Annotated in this window: 19 protein-coding genes and 1 pseudogene; 8 read left to right on the plus strand and 12 right to left on the minus strand. The window is 48.5% G+C overall.

The annotated features are described in order from the left end of the window. Window positions 1-101: 101 nt before the first annotated feature. Window positions 102-644: pseudogene (locus ACOQPM_RS16435) on the plus strand (DsbA family oxidoreductase); the annotation flags it as partial. 91 nt (window positions 645-735) lie between these two features. Here the strand turns inward: ACOQPM_RS16435 and ACOQPM_RS16440 are convergent. After that, the gene (locus ACOQPM_RS16440) at window positions 736-1,575 is read right to left on the minus strand and encodes an LLM class flavin-dependent oxidoreductase (RefSeq protein ID WP_420630358.1); all 840 of its coding nucleotides are present in this window, start codon (window positions 1,573-1,575) and stop codon (window positions 736-738) included. Between the two features lie 133 nt (window positions 1,576-1,708). Between ACOQPM_RS16440 and ACOQPM_RS16445 the strand changes: the two genes are divergently transcribed. After that, a complete protein-coding gene (locus tag ACOQPM_RS16445) occupies window positions 1,709-2,326 on the plus strand; it encodes a LysE family translocator (protein ID WP_420630359.1) in 618 nt (205 codons plus the stop codon). A 33-nt stretch (window positions 2,327-2,359) separates the two neighbouring features. Here the strand turns inward: ACOQPM_RS16445 and ACOQPM_RS16450 are convergent, their stop codons facing one another. Continuing rightward, window positions 2,360-3,808, minus strand: coding sequence for a hypothetical protein (locus ACOQPM_RS16450; RefSeq protein ID WP_420630360.1), 1,449 nt, complete (start codon window positions 3,806-3,808; stop codon window positions 2,360-2,362). Between ACOQPM_RS16450 and ACOQPM_RS16455 the strand changes: the two genes are divergently transcribed. The 3 genes from ACOQPM_RS16455 to ACOQPM_RS16465 are packed head-to-tail and all read left to right on the plus strand — an operon-like array spanning window position 3,807 to window position 5,923. Continuing rightward, window positions 3,807-4,124, plus strand: coding sequence for a hypothetical protein (locus tag ACOQPM_RS16455; protein WP_420630361.1), 318 nt, complete (start codon window positions 3,807-3,809; stop codon window positions 4,122-4,124). The two genes, ACOQPM_RS16450 and ACOQPM_RS16455, sit on opposite strands and share 2 nt — an antisense overlap. 43 nt (window positions 4,125-4,167) lie before the next feature. Further along, entirely contained in the window at window positions 4,168-5,070 is a 903-nt protein-coding gene (locus tag ACOQPM_RS16460) for a metal ABC transporter ATP-binding protein (protein WP_420630362.1), read from the plus strand. Between the two features lie 22 nt (window positions 5,071-5,092). After that, window positions 5,093-5,923, plus strand: coding sequence for a metal ABC transporter permease (locus ACOQPM_RS16465; protein ID WP_420630363.1), 831 nt, complete (start codon window positions 5,093-5,095; stop codon window positions 5,921-5,923). Between the two features lie 66 nt (window positions 5,924-5,989). Here ACOQPM_RS16465 and ACOQPM_RS16470 read toward each other — a convergent pair whose 3' ends face one another. The 3 genes from ACOQPM_RS16470 to ACOQPM_RS16480 all read right to left on the minus strand — a co-directional run bounded on the left by ACOQPM_RS16470 (window position 5,990) and on the right by ACOQPM_RS16480 (window position 8,668). Further along, window positions 5,990-7,096, minus strand: a complete 1,107-nt coding sequence (locus tag ACOQPM_RS16470) for a pyridoxal-phosphate-dependent aminotransferase family protein (RefSeq protein WP_420630364.1) — start codon at window positions 7,094-7,096, stop codon at window positions 5,990-5,992. After that, on the minus strand, window positions 7,035-7,889 hold the full coding sequence (locus ACOQPM_RS16475) for an HAD-IB family phosphatase (RefSeq protein ID WP_420630365.1): 855 nt from the start codon (window positions 7,887-7,889) through the stop codon (window positions 7,035-7,037). The genes ACOQPM_RS16470 and ACOQPM_RS16475 overlap by 62 nt, the downstream gene beginning before the upstream one ends. Window positions 7,890-7,999: 110 nt before the next feature. Beyond that, the gene (locus ACOQPM_RS16480) at window positions 8,000-8,668 is read right to left on the minus strand and encodes a luciferase family protein (RefSeq protein ID WP_420630366.1); all 669 of its coding nucleotides are present in this window, start codon (window positions 8,666-8,668) and stop codon (window positions 8,000-8,002) included. A 255-nt stretch (window positions 8,669-8,923) separates the two neighbouring features. Here ACOQPM_RS16480 and ACOQPM_RS16485 point away from each other — a divergent pair, with 255 nt between their 5' ends. The 3 genes from ACOQPM_RS16485 to ACOQPM_RS16495 all read left to right on the plus strand — a co-directional run bounded on the left by ACOQPM_RS16485 (window position 8,924) and on the right by ACOQPM_RS16495 (window position 11,420). Beyond that, window positions 8,924-9,802 carry a helix-turn-helix domain-containing protein gene (locus ACOQPM_RS16485; RefSeq protein ID WP_420630367.1) on the plus strand — a complete coding sequence of 293 codons (879 nt, stop codon included), beginning with the start codon at window positions 8,924-8,926 and terminating at the stop codon, window positions 9,800-9,802. Between the two features lie 79 nt (window positions 9,803-9,881). Further along, window positions 9,882-10,304, plus strand: coding sequence for a DoxX family protein (locus ACOQPM_RS16490; protein WP_420630368.1), 423 nt, complete (start codon window positions 9,882-9,884; stop codon window positions 10,302-10,304). A gap of 525 nt (window positions 10,305-10,829) precedes the next feature. Next, window positions 10,830-11,420, plus strand: coding sequence for a hypothetical protein (locus tag ACOQPM_RS16495; protein ID WP_420630369.1), 591 nt, complete (start codon window positions 10,830-10,832; stop codon window positions 11,418-11,420). 6 nt (window positions 11,421-11,426) lie between these two features. Here the strand turns inward: ACOQPM_RS16495 and ACOQPM_RS16500 are convergent, their stop codons facing one another. The 7 genes from ACOQPM_RS16500 to ACOQPM_RS16530 all read right to left on the minus strand — a co-directional run bounded on the left by ACOQPM_RS16500 (window position 11,427) and on the right by ACOQPM_RS16530 (window position 20,161). Then, entirely contained in the window at window positions 11,427-12,236 is an 810-nt protein-coding gene (locus ACOQPM_RS16500) for an inositol monophosphatase family protein (protein WP_420630370.1), read from the minus strand. Window positions 12,237-12,246: 10 nt separating this feature from the next. After that, window positions 12,247-13,773, minus strand: coding sequence for a phosphonate ABC transporter, permease protein PhnE (gene phnE, locus ACOQPM_RS16505; RefSeq protein ID WP_420630371.1), 1,527 nt, complete (start codon window positions 13,771-13,773; stop codon window positions 12,247-12,249). Then, entirely contained in the window at window positions 13,770-14,576 is an 807-nt protein-coding gene (phnC, locus tag ACOQPM_RS16510; RefSeq protein ID WP_420630372.1) for a phosphonate ABC transporter ATP-binding protein, read from the minus strand. The genes phnE and phnC overlap by 4 nt, the downstream gene beginning before the upstream one ends. Window positions 14,577-14,685: 109 nt before the next feature. Next, window positions 14,686-15,582 (minus strand): phosphate/phosphite/phosphonate ABC transporter substrate-binding protein, encoded by an 897-nt coding sequence (locus ACOQPM_RS16515; protein WP_420630373.1) that lies wholly within the window; start codon window positions 15,580-15,582, stop codon window positions 14,686-14,688. Between the two features lie 230 nt (window positions 15,583-15,812). Continuing rightward, the gene (locus tag ACOQPM_RS16520) at window positions 15,813-17,369 is read right to left on the minus strand and encodes an extracellular solute-binding protein (protein WP_420630374.1); all 1,557 of its coding nucleotides are present in this window, start codon (window positions 17,367-17,369) and stop codon (window positions 15,813-15,815) included. A 190-nt stretch (window positions 17,370-17,559) separates the two neighbouring features. Beyond that, window positions 17,560-18,447 (minus strand): carbohydrate ABC transporter permease, encoded by an 888-nt coding sequence (locus ACOQPM_RS16525; RefSeq protein ID WP_420630375.1) that lies wholly within the window; start codon window positions 18,445-18,447, stop codon window positions 17,560-17,562. Further along, complete coding sequence (locus tag ACOQPM_RS16530; protein ID WP_420630376.1) at window positions 18,440-20,161, minus strand: ABC transporter permease subunit; 1,722 nt, start codon at window positions 20,159-20,161, stop codon at window positions 18,440-18,442. The genes ACOQPM_RS16525 and ACOQPM_RS16530 overlap by 8 nt, the downstream gene beginning before the upstream one ends. Between the last annotated feature and the right edge of the window lie 389 nt (window positions 20,162-20,550).

Genomic DNA, 20,550 nt, shown 5'->3' on the forward strand with positions numbered 1-20,550 from the left:
ACTTAACGCGGAAAGAATCGGCGGCTACTTGAGGAGGAATCATGTCTGAAAATCAAGTAACTATTGACGTATGGTCTGATTTTGTTTGACCCTTTTGCTTTCTCGTCTCCTCCAGTTTGGAGAAGCTCAAGGAAACCCATAACGTACAAATTCGCTGGCGGTCTTATGAATTGCGTCCAGCGGGTTCGCCATCCATCTCGCCAGAATATCGTGCCGTTATTGAAGCCAAACGGCCGCAAATGGAGGCAATGGCGCGAGAGCGTTATGGGCTAGAAATCAACACCGGGCCGTTTGGTGTGGATAGCCGCCCGGCATTGGTGGGTGCCAAGTTTGCCGAGGCGCAAGGCGTGGGCGAGACGTTTCATGATGCAGTTTTTCGTGCTTATTGGCAAGACGCTAAGAATATTGAGGATTTGGGTGTACTGGCAGGGTTGGCGACGGCCGTTGGCCTGGATCGTGACCAATTTTTGGATGCCCTAGACGATCCAAAATACCAGCAAGCGATGCTGGCCGATGTGCAGCAAGCCTTCCAGTATGGTCTTAGCGGCGTACCTGCGCTGGTGTACAATAACAAGTATCTCGTCTCTGGTGCACAACCTTACGAACTGCTCGCCGAAGTTGCCGAAAAAGCCGCAACTGCCTGAATGGCGGTAACGTGGGTGGGCAAGTCAATCGGAGGGAAGATCGCTTGCTGGGTGTAAGATCGTGGCCGATTACCCGCTCTACGATTACCGTTTACCGAACACCGTTTACCGCAGGCGGCCCCTGCTTAATGCGCTCCTCGACAATTTTCAGGGCTTCCGCATTGCGGGGCACTTCCCAGCGCGTTTCTAGCCACCAGGTTGCGCCTGCTTGGGCATACTGCCGTACCTTCTCCGCTGCTTCATCCGGTTTGTTCCCCGGCGTTTCCCCTTCCACCACAATATCAAATGGCTCGTTGGGCTTTTTGGCTTGGATGAAGGCGGTCATTTCGGCAACGGCCGTTGGCGTAAGCGGCTGGTGTTTCTTCTCTGCGTCCAGCACATTGGGCAGCAAGCCATCGTAGCGAAGCACGCGAGCCATGCTTTTCGGCCAATTCCATGCCCCCACCACCCAGATGGGAATGCGTGGCCGCTGCACTGGTGGCGGCGGTGGGAAGAAACTGGTTTCTTCCACTTGGTAATGCTTGCCGCTGTAGCTAAATGGCTGGCCGCGCCACAGCCCCGTTAGAATATCCAGACCTTCGTCTACGAGTTCGGCGCGCATTTTGCGGTCGGCCACTTCGCCAAAGGTGGTAAAGCCAGTATCTACTGCGCCCAAGCCCACGCCTAAAATGACCCGCCCACCAGAGAGGTTGTCTAGCGTGGCCGTTTCGCTGGCCAGCTTCCAGGGGCGCATCCGGGAAATTGGGGTGATCATCGTGCCCAGGCGGATGCGCTCAGTCACCATGGCTGCAGCCGTCAGGCTAATCCAGGCATCAATACCCCAGACGGGCTCCCACACAAAAATTGCGTCCCAGTTGGCAGATTCGGCCGTTTTTGCCAGATTGGCAACGGTGCGGGCATCCCCGGTGGGAATAACAAAGCCAAATTTCATAAACTTCTCCTTAAACGCTTTATTTTCGGTAAGTCTACCATTTGATTCCTGACACGGTTTGTCAGGAACTATTTGTGGGAACGACTTTGGGTTTGTGTTAGACTGCCAGCCGAAATTTTGATCGAGGCTAAGTATGATAGGGTATCTTTTGCAGGGATTAGGATATGGCGGCGTGGCAGCTGCACAACCTGGGCCATTTCAGGCGTATTTGCTGTCGCAGACGCTTAAAAATGGGCTACGCAGCACGTTGGTGGCGGCCCTGGCTCCGTTGATAAGTGATGGGCCAATAATAGCGTTGGTGTTGCTTGTATTGACACAAGTGCCGATATGGTTTGTTGCAATCTTGCGGTTTGGCGGTAGCTTGTTTTTGATTTATCTGGCTCGAAAAGCTTATCAATCTGCCAAGATGATGGACAATGAATTACCCCAGCCTACTATTGAAAAGCGACAGAGTATTCGTGAAGCTGCGTTAATGAACATGCTTAGCCCAAATGCCTATATTTACTGGAGTACAGTTACAGGACCCGTTTTTCTTGATGGCTGGCACTTGTCACCAGCTATTGGCATAGGCTTTATGGTTGCTTTCTATGTTGCTCTTATTGGCGGTTTCATGGGATTTGTGGTGCTTTTTGGGATTATGGGGCGTGCGGAACCCCGTCTAAACAAAACTTTAGGTTATGTTTCGGCAATTGCTTTAGTTGGTTTTGCGATATACCAAGTTTGGGATGGTGTCCAAGATCTAATTGCATAAGCAATCATGTTTCTGGTTTGGCTTTGGTTTGAGCTAATTTCCGTTTAGAGTGAGTACGGCCGTTTCGCCACCAGTTTCAGTTTGCACAGAGACGCTCAGGAAACGGCCGTCGTGCGACCATTGCGGATTTGTTAAAAGTAGTCCGCCTGCGAGAGTTAGGGGTTGAGAACTGCCGTTTGCAATCGAGAACAAAGCGAAATTATTATTCGCATCACGATAAATGAACTGTTCACTTGTTGGCGACCAGGAGACTTGCGTTTCTGGATTAATAATCTCCCGCTGAGTTTCGTCTGCTTGCGTGTCAAAAACTTGCAGCGTAGATGTACCATCTTCGTTTGGCGTGAAGTAAGTGAGGAAACGGCCGTTTGGCGAGAAGCTCATTTCGAGCTTGATAGAATTTCCTGGTTGCCAAGCTGCAACAACTGGTTGTTGCAAAATGATCTGCTGGTTTTGCCAATTGTAAAGATGTGCAATTGGATGTTCGGGTGCGGGAGTAAGGTACAGTAGATAACGGCCGTCTGGTGAGAAACGGCCGTAAATGGCCTCAGAAACGACCGGTGTTAGCGAATCATCTTCAACATTCCATAATTGCAACGAAGTGACCGCATTATTATGCAAGAAATTAGTTTCAGCGAGATTGACATCTAAATCCCACGTGATTACAAGCATTTCATTGCTGTCAGGTCGCCAATCCTGAAAACTCGAATAATAATTGAATACTCTTTCTTCATCATCAAACGAAAGGTGATGCAAGTAGGGTGAATTCAAGCCATCATCGGCAGTTGAATGTTGTGGTGTCGTTGCCACAATTGCTGCCGAAATTTGAAAATTAAGTGTAGTACCATTTATTGTGCCAATGTATTGCGAATTTGCTTCTCCACCCCCCAGATGGACAATTCCCCAACCTCTTTTTTCTCTGTTTTCTATGTCAAGGATACTCCAATATTGATGTCCACCACCTGCATAACCAGTGTAAATCAAATTATTTTCATCTAACCAGCCATAGTAAAATGATTGCCATCTTGCTACTGTTTCGTCGGGTAAAATTGGATTGGGGTCGCTCCCATCTGAATTCATTAGCCAAACTTCACTGAACTCCACGATTGGTAATGATGGTTCTGTTTCATCGGATAATGGACCAGCAAAACCAATACGACTTCCGTCTAGTGTCCAAGTTAAGTCCATTTGCCCCCGGCAAAAACTATGATCTCCTTGTGCTAAATCTTGGCTTTGAAATAGTGGCGCAGATGCTTTGAAGATTGAGCCATCAAAGTTGTAACCTCTGATGAATCTGCCGCTACAGGTTTGAAATATCAGTTCGTTTGCAGTTGGAGACCAGTAAACTTTGTTCACCTGGTCAAATATAGCAAGTACCGCTACTGGTTCAATCCAAACAAGTTGTGATGGGGGCGGTTCTGTCGGGGGCAATAGAGTTTCTGTTGGCGTTGGTGTGGCGGTTGGGAGGGAGGTGCTGGTGGACATGGCTACTTCGACATTACTCAATATTGGCGTTTCCGTCACAGCAATCGTTGGAGTGCGGCTGGGTTGGCTGGTGGGAGTAGCTGCTGCGGCCAGTGGCGTTGGTTGGATGGGTTTATTGGTTTGGCAGGCGATGAGAATCAGAACGGCCGTTGCCAATCCCAAAACCAAGAAACAATTTCGTGTAGACAGTCTTGTGCGTCATGAAACCCTCCCTCTTGGCGATGAACATCCACATTTTAGCATCCCTGCTAGCATTCCTGCCGAAAAACAGGAAATAGGCCTCAGCGTATTTTTTTTCTTGGCCGGATGGCTTTAACCTCCGTCCTGTATTGTGATAAAATATCAATATGGCACAAATAATGAGTGCGATTTCTGGTCGCGGTGTGACCCACGACCCACAAACACCTTCTTTGCAGATGCAAAATGTTTCTGTGGCGTATGCCGCTGGATTGCAGGAGGTTTCGGTTGGCGGGCAGGATGGTAAAGCCAGCACTGAGCAAAATCGAAGCGGCCGTTCCCACGCCCTGCAACAAATCAGTTTCATTGCCCAGCAGGGGGAGCGCATTGCCGTTGTTGGGCCAAACGGGGCGGGTAAAAGCACCCTGTTTAAGCTCATTGTTGGCACCGTGAAGCCTAGCCAGGGGCAGGTGCAAATTTTTGGGCATGGCCCTGATGGACATATTTGTATTGGCTATGTGCCGCAGCGCAACGAGATTGATTGGTCGTTTCCCGTGACGGTGGAAGATGTGGTGATGATGGGGCGGGTGGGGCAAATTGGCCTTTTCCGCTGGCCGCGCCGCGCCGATTGGGAACTGGTGCGACATAGTTTAGACCGTGTCGGAGCCACTCATCTGGCCAAAAAGCAGATTGGTGAGCTGTCTGGAGGGCAGCAGCAGCGGGTGTTTATTGCCCGTGCTCTGGCGCAAGAGGCAGAATTGCTGTTGCTGGATGAGCCGCTCAACGGGCTGGATTTGCCCACACAGCAATCCATCTTTGATGTGCTGGATAGCTTGCGACCCGAAGGGGTGACGGTGCTGGTTGCCACCCACGATTTGCAGCTAGCCGCCGACCGATTTGACAAAATTATGCTGCTCAACCGACAAATAATCGCTTTTGCAGAGCCAACGGCCGTACTCACCGCCGACAATTTGCTACAAGCGTATGGCGGTCACGTTCACCATCTCCCCGGTGCAGAGCAGGCTGTTTTGGTGGATGATTGCTGTGGACATGATGTTCTGGCAATCGGTGAACGGAATCAGTAATCGGTACCGATTCCAGGAAACAATGAACTTACTTCTCGACCCTCTCCAATTTTCCTTCATCGTCCGCGCCTTGATTGCCGCCGTTTTGGTGGGGATTGTGTGCTCGGTGTTGGGGACGTACGTGGTGTTGCGCGGCATGGCGTTTTTTGGGGATGCGCTGGCCCACACGATTTTGCCCGGCGTCGTGGTTGCTTTTTTGCTCGGCTGGCCGCTGGTAGTCGGGGCATTGATTATGGGCGTGTTAACGGCCGTTGGCATTGGCGCACTCAGCAGTCGGGGGGTGGTAAAAGAGGATACGGCCATTGGCGTGATTTTTGCCGGGGCGTTTGCCCTAGGCGTGGCAATGCTGTCGGCAACAGGAAATTATACAATTGATCTGGCTCATTTTTTGTTTGGCAATCTGTTGGGGGTGACGAGTAATGATTTGTGGGTAACGGCCATTCTTGGCCTCATCGTGCTGCTCACCGTCTTCGTTTTTTACAAAGAGTTCATGGTCATCTCGTTTGATCCGGTTTTGGCGACGACCCTTCGCCTACCTGCCACCTTTTTACGCTACCTGCTGCTGGTGCTCATTGCAATCACCATCGTCGTTTCTTTACAAGTGGTAGGCATTGCTCTGATGGTGGCAATGCTGATCACGCCTGCGGCGGCAGCTTCATTACTCACGCGTCGCCTTGCTCCGATGATGGTGATCGCAGCGGGGATTGGCGCATTTTCCGGCGTGGCTGGACTGTATGCGTCTTACTATTTAGATATTGCGTCTGGGCCAGCAGTGGTGTTGGTGGCAACGGCCGTGTTTGCTCTGACTTATCTGCTTGCCCCTGATCACGGCCTCGTCTGGCGACAAAGTTAATGATTAGCGACAGAGAATTACTCAGTTTGCGGTTGTCACTCCCGCACAGGCGGGAGTGACGGTAGGTTATTGGGATAAAAAGTCGTCTACGTTGCTAAACAGCTCTTCCATATCGGTGGGGTACATATCGCCCATATGAGCGATGCGGAATGTGACGTTTTTAAGGCGGCTGCCGTAGCCATTAGAAAGAATCATGCCGCGCCCGCGCAGGAAGTTGTTTAGCGCAGGCACGTCAATTTGCAAATTGTTCTTGACGCAGGTGACGGTGGGGGAGCGATACCCTTCAGGAGCCAGGAACTCAAAACCGTGATTTGCAGCCCAGGCGATTGTCATGTCGCGCATGGCCAAGTGGCGGGCAAAGCGGGCTTCCATGCCCTCGGCCATCATGTCGTCTAGCTGCCGATCCAGCGCAAAAAGCAGGGAGATGGCTGGTGTGGCTGGCGTTTGGTTTTTGGTCATATATTTGTCGAGCGTGATGAAATCGAAGTAGTAGCCTCTGTTTTTCACTGTTTTGGCCTTTTCCATGGCTCGTTCAGAGACGGCGCAGAAGGCCAGGCCAGCGGGCAGGGCAAACGCTTTTTGGCTAGAGGTAAGGGCAATGTCCAAATCCCAACCGTCAAAATCGAGCGGTGCGCCGGACAATCCGCTCACCGTATCTACCATAATCATGATGTCGTCGCCGCCGGGGGCGTTGCGAATGGCTTGGGCAATCTCTTTGATAGGATTTTCTACGCCGGCACTGGTTTCATTGTGAACGATGGTGACGGCATCGAAGCCACCTTTGGCCAGCCGTTCGGCGATCATTTCTGGCAAAATGGGCTGACCCCAATCAACTTCTAGCACCTCGTTGGCTTTGCCGTTGGCTTCGGTGACTTCACGCCAGCGGTCGCTAAAGGCACCGTTGACGCAGTTCAGCACCTTTTGATCGGCACAGTTGCGTACCGCGCCCTCCCAAAAGCCAGTGCCAGAGGAGGCACTGATGAGGACGCGCCGACTAGTGAAAAAGACTTTTTGTAACTTTGGCTGAATACGGCCGACTAGCTCAACACATTCGGGCATCCGATGCCCAACCATCCATTCAGTTTGGGCATCCAGAATTTCGGGTCGAACCTCAGTCGGCCCCGGTATGTACAGTTTGATATGCGTCTTGGAATTTCTGTTTAAGTCGCTCATGATTAAAATCAAATGCTCCTGAATTTGTTAGTTCAAATGCTTTGTTAAAAACAGCCTCGTGGGAGGTGCCTTTGACCTGCCGAATGGCGGCTGGGCCAGCGGCGAGTAGCAGCAGGGGTGCGAGGCTGGGTGTGTGTAAAAAGATGGGCGATTCGGCCTTGACACGGTCACGCTGCACAACGCCGCCAAAGCCTACGAACAGGTCTACAGTGTGGCTGGCTAGCAAATCGCTACTGCCATCGCCAATGAGGAGGGAACGGCCGTTTTGCCTACCCAACAACTCCTTCACAATTTGCGCCTTGCCGTCGCTGACAGTGAGTGCGCCTTCTTCGTAATCAATGTACCGTTTGCGTATCGGTTTTTGGAAATCTGTTTCAGCATACCACCAATCGCCCGATAGATGGTCGTAATCCACATTAACAGCGCGAATATTTTGCTTGGGGACGCCCAAAAAGACGCCAAATTCTTGCACTGGCTCAGCCAGACCCCCGCTGATGATGTACACCTGATGCCCCAAAAATTGCAGGGCGGCAATGACGGCCTGGGCATCGGTAACGATGTTTCGCTTGTAAACAGACCGGATTTGCTGGATTTGCTCGTGGGTGGGGCGGACGGCTTGCAGCCGCTTGGCGTACACTTCTTCTAAATCCAGCTTGCCGTCCATGGCGGCGTTGGTCAGTACTTCAACCCGCCATTTTTTACCGACGGTTTCTGCTAAAACGTCAATTCCTTCTACGGTGGAGAGGGTGGAGTCGCAGTCGAAGAAGACGTGTTTGTAGGGAGGCCAGCGCATATGATGGGATTGTACTCTATGCGCCGGGGTTGACAACTGATTTTTGTCTGGAAACGGCCGTTACCATCTTCACAAAATGCCCAAATTCAGTTGGTTGCATAGACTGTTGTTCATTTGAAATCTGATGCTTGAACAGATTGCCCTGTAACATGATTATAGGATTCGACTATTAGCTGGAAAATTATATCTAATTCCTCTACTGATTGGGGTGTAAAAAGCATCACCAACCCTTCCCAGCCTTCTCGTTCATCTGCCCACGGGTGTCGTTCGCCCCACCCTTTTTCAGCAACTTCCAATGCTCGCTCATAGGGCAAAGGGGCATGTAAACTGCCGTCAGGGTGAATATGAGCAAATTCGCGTCCAGAAACAATAACTTCTGGGTGAGCCAAAGCAAGATCATCACTTAACCACATCCCTTGAGCTCCTGGCAAAGAGACAATGGTCGGCCTATCTTCCACGCCTGGTAAAGAGAAGGCTAGCCGATAAAGTTCATTGTTTACGGCCGTTATTGGTTCTACATCAATTTGTACATGCGGTATCGTGCCACTTGTTTGTGTGCGCGGTCCAGAGCGTTCAGGCAAGGGAGAAACAATCAGGTCAGGTGTTGATGTTGAGTTAGGGGTTGGTGTGGCTAACGATTCACTTGAATTTTCTACGATTTCAGGAGTTTCCCTTGCGATGACTTGCGTTACTTCTCCCTGTTCTGGATTATTTGAACAGCCGACTAACAGGATACCAACACTTATGAGAATAATAATCATTTTGATCCATTTATACATTTTAATCCCCTTGGTAATTGGATTGTCATCGCTTGCATCATCTTTAGATAGGTCAAAATAGAGTATAGATAACCAATCATTTTATCAAGTTGAGAACGATAAGATTAAAGTTTTTTGAGGGAACGGCCTAAACATGAACACCAAGTGATACTTAGATTGTTAGGATTGACGGTGAGTAGATAACTATTTACACTAACGGCCGTTCACCTTCACCATCAACAAAGTGGTTGAGCTACCTTAAACGGAACAATCAATATGTACCCAGGCGATATCCCGCTCCATGATTTCCCATATCGGCACGACCTTGATCCACCCATCATGATCAAGCGGTTAAATCCAGATGAACCGTGGATGAAACCAGCGCCAGATCGCCACACATTTTACGCGCTATTTTGGATCACTGAAGGGGAGGGATTTCACCACATTGATTACACTGGATACGCCATCCGCCCCCAAACATTGTACTTGATGCGACCGGGGCAAAGTCACTTTTTTGAAGTGAATGAGCAGCCACGAGGAATCTCAATCTTTTTCCTTGAAGAGTTTCTCTACCTTAACAACCAGTTCAAACCAACGGAGCTTTTCTACTTAATTGATCGCTGCCCAACGCTTTATTTACGACCGGCTCAAGCCAAGATTCTTCAACAAATCATTGAACAGCTTCTCAGTGAATATAAAAATGAAAGATTTGGCTATTTAGATGCCCTACAACACCTGACGCAGCTTCTGCTCATCTATGTGCGCCGTTTTTATAATCAGCCTAACACTGACTTCATTGAGCCAACGGCTACGACTTATCTTTCATCTCAATTCCAGCGGTTGGTTGACCAACATTTTCTAACAACGCATCATTTACAAAGTTATTCTAACATGCTTGGCGTCACGCCGGGCTATCTTAGCGAGCAAATCAAGATGGCAACTGGCGTATCGGGTTCCCATGTCATCAGGCGGCGAATTATCATTGAAGCCAAGCGCTTGTTAGCGCATTCAGAGCTGACTGTTTCTGAGATTTGCACCCACATTGGATTTAAAGACAGTTCTTATTTTGCCCGCTTTTTTCGCCGAGAATCTGGTCAATCTCCCCTCGATTTTCGACGCAGCTACCGCGAAAAGTACCGAAATATCCTTGGTTAATCCCTTCTAAATTACGCACTCCATAGTACGATCAGCCTCATCATAAGATTCAGAAATTTTTGACGAGGAGAAAAGGATTATGGATATTAAAGCGTTGTTAAAGCCTGCACCGGATAAAGCTGATCTAGCGATGACGATTATCCGCGTGATAGTTGGATTGACCTTTTTGGTACATGGTTGGCAAAAGGTGTTTACCTTTGGATTTGAGGGAACGGGTGGTTTTTTTGGCAGTCTAGGCATACCAGCTGCCGGATTTTTTGCGGTAGTTGTCTCGCTGGTTGAATTATTAGGTGGGCTGGCTCTGATTTTAGGTCTGGCGACGCGACTTGTCGGCTTACTGTTGGCAGTGGATATGCTTGTAGCTTTATTTGTTGTGCATTTACCCAACGGTTTCTTTGTCAGCGAAAATGGGTATGAATTGGTCTTGATTTTGGGGGCAGCTTCCTTGGCATTTGCTATCACGGGAGCCAGTAAATTGTCGCTCGACAGTCGTATGGGGTGATTTTTCTTTGATTTTCAAGCTATAAAAAGAGCTGTCAGTCTTGTGACTTCGAGACTGACAGCTCTTTTTGCTTTTGATGAAAAGCTACTGGATGCTCAAAATTATTCAAGCTTAAGAGCAAGACGGCCGTTACTCATCAAACACGCTATCTCATTCACATCCTAAATGATGGGAGGGCCATCCGGGGCAGTGACCGCACCACCACTTTCTTGCACTAGCAGTCTGGAAACGGCCGTTACTTTTACATCAATCTGGCTAAAATTCAGTTGGAGTGGGTTCATCTTACAATTTCGGTACAGGTTTGTCGTTTGTGTTATATTCAACCACTATAGGCGCAGAATGGAAGACTTCACTCTGGCTTACAGATGGCCTGTGATAAAAAATTGATCACTAAAGGCATCTTGTTGAACGTCGCTGTTTAAAAACCATTGAGGAGATTTTAAAATAAGCGAACGCACAAGCGGTAAATCTAGAAGTGGGATTTCCATACAAATAATTGTTGCGTTGATTGGCTTGATTGGTGTTGTGAGTGCTGCAGTGATAGCTATTATCCCTACGATAGGTGATGACGGGCAATCATATGAAGTAGTTGTTACGAATCATTTACAAAGACCCGTGATAATTAATATTAATGGTGAATTTGGAGGGCAAGTTAGCAGTGGTAGTACCAAAACTATTGATATCAGGGCTATGTCGGTAAATAAATTTCCTGTTACAGTTACTTGGGAACTTATCAGGAATGAAACAATTTCTGGAATTCCAATTGGTGCCGAATTAGGGAGTAAATTTTTAGTTGGCCCTGGAGATGTTGTTGTTATTGATAATGAAATTGACTCCCGAAAATATTTTTACCCGCTCATCAAAAATCAACGAGGGTATAGGTGTGAAGTTGTAGTCAACCATGGTCTAAATGACGCTTATAATGTTGGTGTACTACCTGCCAATAGCGCAAATGTTCCTTTGGGTTATCATGAAATCCACGAATTCTCAAATGTCATGCTTTTTTGCGATAATGACAAAACATATCGGTGGGGAGATCACATTGAAAAGGGTGAAGGCACACCTTTGAAAATGGAAGATCACACGGGACTAGTTAGCATAGTTTTGGATCAATAAAGTCATTTATTCCAGTTTGATGGCAAGACGGCCGTTACTCATCACACATGCAATCCCATTGACATCCCAAACGAGAGGGGAACCATCTGGGGCAGCAACAGCGCCGCCACTTTCTTGCACCAGCAACATCGCGGCGGCCACGTCCCAGGGGCGTAGGTGCAGGTTGAAGTAAAAATCAATGCGCCCGGCGGCTACCCAGGCCATAGCCAAAGCGGCCGTTCCAATGGTGCGGACAGTGTATGATTTTTCAGCGAACCGATTGAGGATTTGCAAAGCATCCGTGCGCGTTTGGGAGGCACTGCTCCAATCCAGCGCAAAGACCACTTCTGAGAGGTCGCTAACTTGGCTTACCTGCAATGTTTGTGGCGTCTGGTTACCTAGCTGCAGCGTGGCTCCCTGACCCTGTGCGGCACTAAACAACTCGTCGCGCATGGGGTCGTAGATGGCAGCAGCTATTGGCTGGTAGCCCTCGGCGATGGGTAGGCAAGCGGCGACGGAGACGCAAAATTCAGGTATCTTTCGGCTGTAGTTGGTGGTGCCGTCAATGGGGTCAATAATCCAGATGATCGGGCCAGCTTCAGGCAGGTCACTATCCTCTTCTTCGGTGAGGAAACCATGGTTGGGGAATCGCGCCTGGATTGTCTGGGTGATTTGCTTCTGGGTGGCAATATCAGCATCGGTCACCAAGTCGCGGAACCCTTTGTAGCTAATCTCCCGTGGCTTGGTCCACATCTCACGGGCTAGCTTTCCAGCGGAGACGGCCGTTTCCACCGCCACCCGCCGCAACCGTTCCACTTCTTCCGTTTTTGACTCCAACAACTTTCCCCTATACAAATCGCGCCCGGATTTCTGCACTAACGTAATCCAGAATAGCAACCGTTATAGCAATAAACCAAACCGCGATGCCTGCCGACCGATAATCCAACAACCGAATCCACTGAGCCAGCAAGAACCCAATGCCACCACCGCCAACAAAACCAATAATCGTAGACATGCGAATATTGATGTCCCAACGATAAATTGTAAAAGAGACAAAAGGCGGGATAATCTGGGGCACAACTGCAAAAACTACAACTTGCACCCAGTTTGCACCTGTTGCCTGAATGGCTTCAATCGGCCCAGGATCAATTGATTCAATAGACTCAGAATACAATTTGCCCAACGCTGCAATCGAGTGAACCGTTAGGGCCAAAATACCCGCAAAAGGCCCCAGGCCTACAACGATCACAAATATAATTGCCCAGATCAATGGCTCGATGGAGCGAATAATATTCAGAATGCCCCTAGTAACGTAATAAATGCCAATCGTTACCCGGTTGGCAGACATTAAGTTGCGGGCAGCAATAAAGCTAACGGGTATGGCCAGAATGACGCCAAAAAATGTTGCCATCATGCCAATAAAAATCGTCTCTGTAATTTTTTCCACGGCCAGCTTTAGTTCCTGGCTAGCTTGTGGATCGCCCACGCTGCTAACTTGTTGAGCACTAATGCGCCAAATTAGCACCTCTTCCTCAACGCTGGGCGGCAGCAAACGGTAGGGCATAATGATGTCAACTTCAAACGCGCCGGTTTCATCTGGCATTACCTGCACATACTCGCCTTCCTGACGCTGGCGGAATGTGGCCAAATTGGGATCTTCCCAAATAATTTCTGCCATCGTGTTGGGGATTAAATTGTAGCCTTGCAGGGTAAGTATAGACCCTTGTGTGCCGTCTTGCTCGCTCAACGACCCACAAGTGGGCGAAACAATCAGATACGCTTCACTATCCGATGGCTCTGAGGGCGGGGGGGGCGAATCTGCACAGGGTACTTGTACATCTGCCCAGACAGAAACAATCTCCTCCGGGTATTCAATCGCCTTCTCCCAGGGCCACAAAACACGCATCAACGCTGGACCTGCATCATCTGCCTGGGTGAAAAGCGCCACAGGGTTGATTTCCCCGATTTGCCAACCCAGACTAAAGAAAACCACCAGAACCATAAAAAGTAGCCCGACGGTGACGGTATCCCTTTGTTTGGCAACCGCATAGGCATCAATGATGATCCAAATGTAAAGTACAACCACAAGGATTAATACAAAAACAAGAAATGGTTTGAGGCGTAGCCCTTTGAGAAAAATATCTACGACCCCTTCATCGCGTGGGGCTGCCAGACGAAATCGCCAAATTAACAGTCCCACAAGGGTTGCCATGCTAAACAGTAGTAAGGCACCTCGTCGGTAAGATTTTGCCAGAATTTGGCCCAATCCAGGCAGCAGCGCGGATAATATTGCTGCCAAAAATGGGGGAACCAGGCTTTTATTTTGCACAGAGTCGGGTGGCTGTTTTTGAAGGTTATCAGTTTGGTTACTCATACGGCCGTCCCCCCGGAATTTTGCATGTTGCCCTCCAGACCACCACCGACTCTTTCGGCATCTTCTCCATAAATCTCTTTGAATTCATTATCGGTCATGCTTTGAATTTCACTCCGGCTACCCCGATAAACCACTTCACCGTTGCGTAAACCGATGACGCTCGTGGAATATCGCTGCACCAAATCCAGATAATGCAAGCTGCACAAAATTGTTAATTTATCTTCTTTGTTTAGATTTTCTAGGCGTTGCATGATTGAATGTGCCAGAACCGGGTCTAAACTAGCAACAGGCTCATCTGCCAAAATCATTTCTGGCTCTTGCATCAATGCCCTGGCCACGCCAACGCGCTGTTGTTGTCCTCCACTTAGTTCGTCGGCTCGTTTATGTGCCTGATCTGCAATGCCTAAACGAGATAAAGCCTGCATTGCTTTTTGGTGGTCTTCATCAGAGAAGCGTCCAAGAAGGCTTTTCCATGAGGAGGTGTAGCCTAACCGCCCTGAAAGCACATTTTTAAGAACTGAGGAGCGTTTAACCAGGTTGAAATGTTGGAAGACCATCCCAATCTTACGACGAGATTTCCGAAGGGCTTCCCCTTCAACTTTTGCCAAATCTACGCCATTCCAAATAATCTCCCCCTCGGTTGGGTCAATTAAGCGATTGATGCAGCGCAATAAAGTTGACTTTCCTGAACCACTTAGACCAATGACGACAAGAAATTCACCATCTGGAACTGAAAAGCTCACGTTTTTAAGGGCTACGGTGCCATCATTGTAAACTTTGGTTAGATTTCGCACCTCAAGCATGACAGTCTCCTTCCTGACTGAAATTTTCAAAAAGCATACGTAAAGCAAAGCGGAGAGACATGTTAATGCCTCTCCGCTCTTATTAAACTAAAGATTCACAAACTTTGTGCTATTGCAGATCTTCCGCAGAGACACCAGCAGCATCCAAAATTTGGCGGAATTGATCGTAGAAGGAATCGTCGTGCTTTTCCAAAGCGGTCCATTCATAGGCAGTATCAAGTGCCTCGACGCCTTCATCTGTTGCCGCAATCGCTAGCAAGCCATCATTCAGTTGGTCGCGTAATTCACGGGATATGCTAGGAACGTACTGAACACCATCATTTGGAATGTCGCCAGAGATAAAGATAACCTGCAACACATCCATAACGTCTGGGTTGTCTTCTTCAATGGTTGAGCGGGCATCTACAAAGGATGACCCAGCATCGCAATCACCGTTATACACACCAGAAACGGCCGCATCGTGAGAGCCAGCGTCAACAACCTGATCCAAATCATTATCAGGATCAACCCCTGCTGCCCTCAGCTCCAAGCTAGGAATAATCCAGCCGCTGGTTGATAGAGGGTCAGGGCGACAGAAGGTTTTTCCTGCCAGATCTGCCAAAGAAGCGATGCCACTATCGGCACGCGTGAAAATTTGGCCATTATAGCTTGGGCTACCAAAGCGAACAGACACCAACTCAGCTTCCGCACAGCCACGTTCTGAGGCCAGCATATAAGCAAAGGTTGCCAAGGAAGCCATATGTGCTTTTGGCGGATCGCTGCACATCGCCTCGATAGCACCTGCGTATTCAGTGGCGACAAACGGTTCAACGACGAGGCCAGTTTCTTCAAATAGAAGATTAGCCACTTCATCAAACCCGGTCAGAACAGTTTCACTTTCGCCAGAGGGCACCAAAACCCAAATAAGTGGATTCTCCTCAGTGCCTAATTCTGGTTCGCCACAGCTAGAAAGAACAAACATCGTTAGACCTAAAAGGACTACTGTGATAAGAAGACGCTTCTTCATGATTCTCCTCCTAATTTGGTTTACAACAATTGATATGAAAATCTTGTAACGACGCTTTTTGTCCGTCTGCAAGTTTCGGGGAATGAAATGAGGTGGAGCAGCAGAAGGACAACGATTAAATTATACCTTACTTAAGGAAGGGGACAAGGTGAACGAGCCACCTTGCCCCCTTTTAAAACTGTTGATCAAGCTAGAGGGAAACGGCCGTTTCCCTCTACAGCTTTTAAAAATTAGCCACCAATTTCTTCTAGCAGCTCTTCTTGCAGCTCATTTGCTGTTTCAGTCAGGTCATCCAGCGTTGCCTGAATGTCAGCACCTTGAATCATAGCATTGTAAGCTTCTTGTGCAGCATCACGAACGGACTGGTAGGAGATCATCTGAGGCTCAAATTTGCCATATTGCAGCAAGTCCAAAGCCTGAGCGTAAACTGGATTGGCGTCTACGTAATCATCCAGGAACTCAACCGTACCGGAGTTGGTCGGGAAGTAGTTACTAGCAGCAACCCAATCAGCCTGAGCTTCTGGGGAGGTGAACCATTTAATGAATTCCCATGCAGCCAACTGCTGTTCTGGCGTTGTTTTAACAATCATCACATCGCCACCATAGATGTTCATGACTGGATCGCCAGTCGTGTGCGGAATAGCAGCAACAACATACTCATCTGGTTCGGTGCCAGCTTCTTCAGCAACGGTGTTGAAATCGCCAACGTAAAACGGAATACCAGAGCTGGAGCCTTGAGCGAACAGAGCATTACGGGAAGCAACTTCTGGGTTCGGGAAGCCATCAAAGATGTAGGCACAAACCTGACCATCTTCACCAGGAGTAGCCAGTTCAACCAGCATTTCCATAGCTTGAACAGTTGCATCACTGTTGTAAATATATTCGGTTTCGTCAGCATTCAAGACATCGCCACCAAAGGCAAAGGTCCAAGCAGCCAGCGCAGAAGCATCATCACGCAAAACGTAGCCACCAACGCCACTTTCACTGGCAGCAGCAGCGGCACAAGACATTTCTACAAACTCTTCTGGGGTAGTTGGTGGGGCATCGTAGCCCAAATCACGCAGGTAAGACATATTGACGTGCAACAGTTCGATGGAGCGGTTAGGCGGGAAGCCTAGACGCTGATCGTCAAACGCAACATGAATGCTCTGGTTAAAGAAGCTCTGGTAGAAGGAAGCTTGGTCTTCTTCCGAAAGACCCCAATGCGGATCGTTTAGATAGTCATTCAAGTCTACCAGCGTTTCGTTGAGCTGGTAGAAAGCCTGGTCGTTTTGGTAACCAACAACAAGGGCTGCCGGAACTTCACCAGCAGCAACGCTAGCATTAACGGCGTCACGGATGTCGTTGTAGCTACCCTGGTTCACGGCTTCAATTGTAATGCCACATTCGTTGGTCTCGTTGTATTCATCAACGATTTCCAGCAGCAGTTCTTCACGACTGCCACGATGGTTGTGCCACCAAACAACGGTTTGCCCACGCGGATCAACGCCAGCAAATGAACCATCGCTAACGGGACCACAAGGCTCCATTACTTCGTCCATAGCTTCTTCAGCCTCGTCCATCGCTTCGTCCATCACCTCTTCAGCTTCATCCATAGCCTCTTCAGCTTCGTCCATCACCTCTTCAGCAGTTTCTTCTACAGCGTCTGCTACATCAGAGGCTGCATCTTCCACAGCGTCAACTGCATCTTCCACGGCTTCTTCGGCGGCACCGCCACCACAAGCAACCAGGAACATTGGCACAATTAAGGCCAAAAGCATAAACCATTTAACATACTTTTTAGACATTTGTCTTCTCCTCGAAACGTTTGTTTCAATAAAAGATTGTATTGCAGACTTTGTTTAAAAATTTTCCGCAATTTTTAAAACTAGGCGTTGAAGGTCTTGTTAGTTTAGACCTCAGTGCAACTATTTTTCCTGTCGCATCACCTCCTTTGATGTAAGAATTTTAGCTCTGAACTAAGATTGTCCAAATTAATTATCCTTTTAAACCCGACCGCGTCATTGCTTCAATGAATTGACGCTGGGTAAAGAAGTAAATAACCAAAATTGGCAAGATTGTGATGATGGCACCGGCCATTTGTAAGTTGACAAAACTTCCCGCTTCTTGCAGGAATGCTTGTAGACCATAGGAAATAGGACGCCACTCCAAAGACCGTGTTACCAGAATTGGCCAGGCCAGACTATCCCAACTGCCCAGGAAGCCAAACAGTGCCAAAATGAGGATGGGTGCCTTTGATAGCGGGATGACGATTTGCAGAAGATAGCGTAAGTGGCCTGCACCATCAATTTGAGCAGAGTCCCACAGTTCATTGGGGATTTGTTGGAAAAACTGACGTAATAGAAATATGCCAAAGGCACTGGCCATAAAGGGAATGGTTAGGGCTGGCCAGCTATCAATCCATTGAAAAGGGGTCACTTTGCCCAGCCAAGAGACTGTTAAGAAGTTTGGTACCCAGACAATAGCGGCCGGTAAGGTGAGTGTAGATAAGAAAAGGCCAAAGAGTAAATTCTTGCCAGGAAACTCCATGCGGGCGAATGCGTAGGCTGCCAAGACACCGAAAACGACTTCTCCGGCAACGGTGATGAGCGCAATTTGAAGGCTATTAAAGAACAGTTCAGAAAAGTCTGATTCTTCCCATGCCTCAAGATAGTTGCCCCATTGAGGGGTGCTGGGCAAAAAGGTTTGGCTGGTGGCTTCAGTTAGATTCATAAGCGAAATGCTAACCGTTGCCAAAAATGGGATGACGGAAATGACTGCACCTGTAATGAGCACCACATAAGTGATAAAGCGAACCCAATTAAACCCGATGCGAGTTGGCGTGGTTGGCGGAGTATTCACGGACGTAGCAGTTTGATTAACCATAGAAAACTCTCCCCTGAGAAAAGCGATCAAGTATAGCTGTGGCACTGATAATGACGATTAGCAGAATGATTCCCAGAGCCGCAGCATAACCTATGCGGGTGTCTCTATTGAACGCGTCAAAAATGACGAGGCTGGCTGTATCCATTGTGCCCAATGCTGCGCGTGTGCGTAGCACAAATATGGTGTTAAACGCTTTAAATGTACCGATGACCCCAAAAATGGTGAGAAAATAGGTGATTGGTGAAAGCAATGGCAAAGTGATGTGACGGAACTGTGCCCAACGGCTTGCCCCGTCTATTGAGGCTGCTTCGTAAAACTCTTTGGAAATATTGCCTAAACCAGCCAGAAAGAAGACGACGTTGTAGCCTGTATATTTCCAGATGCCAAAAATAATGGCAACAATAAGTGCCAGGCTGGGGCCAGCCGCCCACTCTGGCACGGTGAAGTTGAGTGCATCACCAATGAGTTGGTTAATGCCGTTCGGTTCGTTGAGCCAACCCAATGGTTCCAAGCCAATTGAGGCTAGCACGGTGTTTATGAGACCGGTTGCATTGCCAGAGAATAGCACTTTGAATACGGCCGCTGCGCCCACTGCGGGGGTAATGTATGGCAGGAAATAGATCATGCGGAGCAGGCCTTTGGCTTTTATATCTTGGTACAGGAGGGTGGCCAGACCAAGCCCCAAGAATAGTTCAGCAGGGAGTGCGCCAATGACGTAAAAGATAGTCGTTCGCAGGCTTATCCACCAATCTTCATCACCCTCGGCAATGACGACGGGCAGCTCACTTATGAGAACCCAGCCGCCAATCATGAGGAGAATGCCAGCGAAGAAGCGGAGACCGGTTTGCAGGTTCGAGTCGCGGTGTGCGGCCGTTCGCCAAACCAGCCAGGAAAGCAACAATAAAATAAATCCTGCACTAATAGTGACCATCTGTGCCCAAATAGCGAGAGATTCACCTTCTTCCAGAGCTTCGGCGTAGGCAAGTTGAATTTCACTAAACGTTACCCAACCAATTGCAACGGCGAGAATGAGCATGAATACGGCCGTTACAAACTTGCCTGTATAAAAACCATCTCGTACTGTTTGCGAGCTACTCCGCTGAATAAATAAGTAAGAGGCACCGCTTAAAACAAACGCTAAAATTGCGTAATAAAACGTGGAAGCTACTCCAGGTGCGTTCCACGCTTCGGACACAAATTGGGGGAATAGTTCATTCCGCTCTTCGGCCGTAAACCCAACCATTCGCTCGCCAACTTCCAGCAGACCGGGCATGAAAGCAAATACCAACCACAGCAACAGCGCCAGCCCGATGGCACTGAGCAAAGCCGGTAAAAGCCAACGCCATGGTGATTCATTCTTGTCTCGTGCGGTTGCCAATAACTCATTAAAAGTGCGAATGGCGACTACTAAAAAGAAAAGTGCCAGCCAAAAGGCTAGCACATAAGCAAGATTATCAATGGCGCGGACGTATTGACCTAAGCCGTCGGGACGACCGACAACATTATTAAGACCTGCCCGTGTGCTCTGATAAGCGGAAAATACCAGCGGAAACAAGCCAAAAAGACCAATGATGATGATGGCAGGTGAAAGAAAGAGGTAAGCAAGGAGTGCTTCTCGTCGCTTTAAGCCACGCCTTCCAGAAAATATTCCTAACCTCGATTGCTTAGGCTCCACTTGGGTTTTGGGTTGAGAGGGTATTGCGGTGTCGCTCATAGCTATATCCTTTGCTATGCGGCGGCAGCCAGCTTGCGCCGCCTTACCGTGCTAATATCCTGCATTTTTATCATTATGCTTGGGTGGTGGAAAAAAACGGTATGAAGATTGGACATCGTCATATTGGGTATTGCGATTAGCTTTTCTGCAAGAAGTCTACATTCTTGTGATTAATTAAGCGTTCCCGACTAAACTTTTCCTAACTCGTCTCGCATTATATCACGCGGCTTTTTGTGGGCAACAGCCATGTTCGTGAATTCGAAGTGAACTGGTTAAGGTCAGACTAACGTGCTGTAAACATTTTGTGAACGCGTGAGCAATTGCTTGAACTTACCTCTATCCTTTCTTGTCCGTGTTATAATTTGCCGCACATGCAATATTGAGACCAT

The sequence above is a fragment of the Candidatus Leptofilum sp. genome (assembly GCF_965223525.1).
Classification (GTDB): Bacteria; Chloroflexota; Anaerolineae; order Promineifilales; family Promineifilaceae; genus Leptofilum.

Bases quoted from the DNA above. Each gene is read 5' to 3' on its own strand.
- phnE (WP_420630371.1), bottom strand. From the start codon at position 13,773: ATGAGTAACCAAACTGATAACCTTCAAAAACAGCCACCCGACTCTGTG.
- ACOQPM_RS16460 (WP_420630362.1), top strand. From the start codon at position 4,168: ATGAGTGCGATTTCTGGTCGCGGTGTGACCCACGACCCACAAACACCT.
- ACOQPM_RS16525 (WP_420630375.1), bottom strand. From the start codon at position 18,447: ATGGTTAATCAAACTGCTACGTCCGTGAATACTCCGCCAACCACGCCA.
- ACOQPM_RS16520 (WP_420630374.1), bottom strand. From the start codon at position 17,369: ATGTCTAAAAAGTATGTTAAATGGTTTATGCTTTTGGCCTTAATTGTG.
- ACOQPM_RS16470 (WP_420630364.1), bottom strand. From the start codon at position 7,096: ATGAGCGACTTAAACAGAAATTCCAAGACGCATATCAAACTGTACATA.
- ACOQPM_RS16515 (WP_420630373.1), bottom strand. From the start codon at position 15,582: ATGAAGAAGCGTCTTCTTATCACAGTAGTCCTTTTAGGTCTAACGATG.
- ACOQPM_RS16465 (WP_420630363.1), top strand. From the start codon at position 5,093: ATGAACTTACTTCTCGACCCTCTCCAATTTTCCTTCATCGTCCGCGCC.
- ACOQPM_RS16450 (WP_420630360.1), bottom strand. From the start codon at position 3,808: ATGTCCACCAGCACCTCCCTCCCAACCGCCACACCAACGCCAACAGAA.
- ACOQPM_RS16475 (WP_420630365.1), bottom strand. From the start codon at position 7,889: ATGCGCTGGCCTCCCTACAAACACGTCTTCTTCGACTGCGACTCCACC.
- ACOQPM_RS16490 (WP_420630368.1), top strand. From the start codon at position 9,882: ATGGATATTAAAGCGTTGTTAAAGCCTGCACCGGATAAAGCTGATCTA.
- ACOQPM_RS16455 (WP_420630361.1), top strand. From the start codon at position 3,807: ATGGCTACTTCGACATTACTCAATATTGGCGTTTCCGTCACAGCAATC.
- ACOQPM_RS16485 (WP_420630367.1), top strand. From the start codon at position 8,924: ATGTACCCAGGCGATATCCCGCTCCATGATTTCCCATATCGGCACGAC.
- phnC (WP_420630372.1), bottom strand. From the start codon at position 14,576: ATGCTTGAGGTGCGAAATCTAACCAAAGTTTACAATGATGGCACCGTA.
- ACOQPM_RS16440 (WP_420630358.1), bottom strand. From the start codon at position 1,575: ATGAAATTTGGCTTTGTTATTCCCACCGGGGATGCCCGCACCGTTGCC.
- ACOQPM_RS16445 (WP_420630359.1), top strand. From the start codon at position 1,709: ATGATAGGGTATCTTTTGCAGGGATTAGGATATGGCGGCGTGGCAGCT.
- ACOQPM_RS16480 (WP_420630366.1), bottom strand. From the start codon at position 8,668: ATGTATAAATGGATCAAAATGATTATTATTCTCATAAGTGTTGGTATC.
- ACOQPM_RS16530 (WP_420630376.1), bottom strand. From the start codon at position 20,161: ATGAGCGACACCGCAATACCCTCTCAACCCAAAACCCAAGTGGAGCCT.